Origin of the sequence: Nostoc sp. WHI, from assembly GCF_015714725.1 — a bacterium.
In the GTDB taxonomy this organism is placed as follows: Bacteria; Cyanobacteriota; Cyanobacteriia; order Cyanobacteriales; family Nostocaceae; genus Nostoc.
In genome coordinates this window covers 1-2,084 of record NZ_WBKM01000059.1, presented here as the reverse complement: position 1 = coordinate 2,084, position 2,084 = coordinate 1, and the positions used below count along the sequence as shown (strand labels likewise).

Here is a 2,084-nt window from a genome sequence, read left to right as displayed (position 1 = left end):
TAGTGCCAAAGTCGATTATTTCTCTTTACATTGATATTAACGACCAGAACAATGCACAGGTGGTTGCCCTGGCAATGAAATTGCTGGGAGTGGCAGCTATTTTTCAAATAGTTGACGGTGTGCAAGTGACTGCGGCGGGAGCATTACGCGGACTCAAAGACACTCGAATCCCGATGTTGATTGGAATTTTTGCTTATTGGTGTGTTGGCTTATTCACTGGTTATTCTTTTGGAATCACGTCGGGCTATGGAGCTATTGGTCTTTGGTGGGGATTGGCTATTGGTTTAGCCCTCGCTGCAATAATCTTAACTTGGCGCTTTAGCACCAAAACAACTAATTACTGAGAGACACAGATAAATTATCTGTAGTAATTAGAAAACTTACGGGTGCGTATTACTACTAATTTGAATTAGATTCATTGAGTGATAAAGTTAGATTATGAATATTCAAGTCATTATAAGTAGATTTATTTGAAACAAATTCGACCTTAGTTATCTCTTTGTTTTAAAGACTCTCAGTGTCCTAAGCCAAGTTCTCAACACGAGACTTCTTGGCATTTGTGGGGAAAAGGAATATGAAAAAACCTTTCTCCTTTAACCTTCCCCTTTTCCGCAAGGGTGCAAAAGTTACTTTTGCAAGAGGTTCACGCAACTAAAAATTACCAATTGTCTACCTTCATTTGTTTGGCATGAACCAGTAGTGTATAAGTTGACGTTGTTAATTGCTAAATAGGACTAATTTCAATTGATTTTAATCATCCGTGAGGCTGCTACCAGCGAACAGATAGAAGAAATGCTGAAAACTTGGGAGGTATTTATTAAAATAGCAGTAGATATCGAACGCAAAGTTATTGCAGGTGGTGGCGTTCGCCATTACGAGTGTGAACAAGAGTTACTCAAAGACGGGAGCAGACAAAGAGATATTTGGGGTGCTGACTGGTCTCCTTCCACTCAAGAAATTATCTTTGAATCAATCATCAACATCCGCCCCAGCCAAAATAACCGTAGTATGGTAATAAGATCCCCCGAAATTCGAGAACGAGTCACCCAAATTACCCAGCAATTGCTAGGAGGATTATAATGCCCAACTGGAGTGCAATTGAAGCTAGTTTTCTAAACCTACCCCATGCACAACAATTGGGAGAGTTGGCCGCTAGTTTGGCACGTCTTAACTCTTGGTCACAAAAAAGTGCTAGTCAGGAAATAGTTCCGGTATTGTTAGACGAAAGTTTGCTGTATTTGTCCTTGATCCAGCGAGAAAGCCAAATTAATATTGAATTAGATCAACTTCTTGGCTTGTTGCAAGGCTGGAAACAAAACTGGCTCAATATTTGGAATAACTCAAACGAAACTGCAAATATTGCAGATATTGCGTCTACTTGGTCACAACGAATATTGGCTATGTCTGGTTTGCTAACTTCTGAATCTATGAGTGCATAGTTTTAAATGGTGCGATCGCCCTACAACCCTTCTGTTCTCAATTACTTTCTTTTTACCGAATTTTGAGAGTTGCACTATTGTTTTCGATTTTACCGTTCGCACCCAATGCCATCACCATCTCGGTCAAACCTGTGAGGGTCAGGTTGCAATACTCTAAACCTTCGTTGGCTAACATCTGAGCAATCTAAGTCTGGTGAATTCTTTGGAATGCACAAATCTGGGTAAGCAGGGTCGCAGTTATTCTGTTGCTGTCCTTGAGTTGGCACTGAAGTTGCCCGTTGAGCAGCTTTGTGGCGGAAGTCCCAAGGCATCACAGGATTAGACTGACTCCAAAATCCTAGACGCTTTTCTTTGGCATAACTCTCACCCTGCAACAAGCTATCTTTAGATTTTGGACAGCCTTTGAGATACTGGTGATACACCACAGCCAGTCCCTCTTGCACCATATTGACATTGACACTGCGATTACCGATAAACACCTCTGCAACCATCGCCCTTCAACAAGGAGAACTGGGAGCGTTGGGGGCAACCCTTTGGGTAAACTGTTTTTTGATACTTGGGGCTGATTAAAATGTCTAATAATTTTCCTTTTCAAAATCCTGAACAACTATAGCAATGGCATCAGGGTATAAAGGATGCCAACCG

The 2,084-nt window shown here is 41.2% G+C and carries 4 protein-coding genes; 3 read left to right on the top strand and 1 reads right to left on the bottom strand.

Translation table 11 applies throughout. The features are described 5' to 3' along the window. From F8S12_RS06075 to F8S12_RS06065, 3 genes are all read left to right on the top strand, one after another. On the top strand, positions 1-344 hold a 344-nt coding region (locus F8S12_RS06075; RefSeq protein WP_269144774.1), incomplete at its 5' end, for an MATE family efflux transporter. 400 nt (positions 345-744) lie between these two features. Then, entirely contained in the window at positions 745-1,080 is a 336-nt protein-coding gene (locus F8S12_RS06070) for a DUF5674 family protein (protein ID WP_196515434.1), read from the top strand. Beyond that, entirely contained in the window at positions 1,080-1,439 is a 360-nt protein-coding gene (locus F8S12_RS06065) for a hypothetical protein (protein WP_196515433.1), read from the top strand. The genes F8S12_RS06070 and F8S12_RS06065 overlap by 1 nt, the downstream gene beginning before the upstream one ends. Before the next feature lie 89 nt (positions 1,440-1,528). Here F8S12_RS06065 and F8S12_RS06060 read toward each other — a convergent pair whose 3' ends face one another. Next, positions 1,529-1,930, bottom strand: a complete 402-nt coding sequence (locus tag F8S12_RS06060) for a thermonuclease family protein (RefSeq protein ID WP_196515432.1) — start codon at positions 1,928-1,930, stop codon at positions 1,529-1,531. Positions 1,931-2,084 lie beyond the last annotated feature (154 nt).